Annotated in this window: 1 protein-coding gene; it reads right to left on the reverse strand. The window is 42.2% G+C overall.

Going from position 1 to position 258, the window contains the following annotated elements; translation table 11 throughout:
• Nucleotides 1-57 precede the first annotated feature (57 nt).
• The coding region (locus tag AAEY57_RS20390) for a thioredoxin domain-containing protein (protein WP_502935510.1) at nucleotides 58-258 on the reverse strand (201 nt) is incomplete at its 5' end.

A 258-nucleotide genomic window follows, 5' to 3' on the forward strand; every position in this document is an offset into this window, starting at 1 on the left:
GCTCTGCAAACGCACTGATGCTTACAAAAAGGCTAAGCGTAAGTAGTAACCATTTCATTATTTAAGCTCCTGCATAATTGGCGCAAATTTGGCTCGCCATACTCGCGGGTTTATATCGCCCGTGTGATGCAACAAAATAGTGCCGTTTTTATCGACTAAAAATGTTTCAGGCGCACCCGAAACACCTAAATCCAACGACAAAGTACGATGTAAATCCAAGATATTAAATTGATATGGGTCACCCGCACGTTGTAGCAT

Origin of the sequence: Pseudoalteromonas sp. MER144-MNA-CIBAN-0113, assembly GCF_040308965.1 — a bacterium.
GTDB classification, from domain to species: domain Bacteria; phylum Pseudomonadota; class Gammaproteobacteria; order Enterobacterales; family Alteromonadaceae; genus Pseudoalteromonas; species Pseudoalteromonas tetraodonis.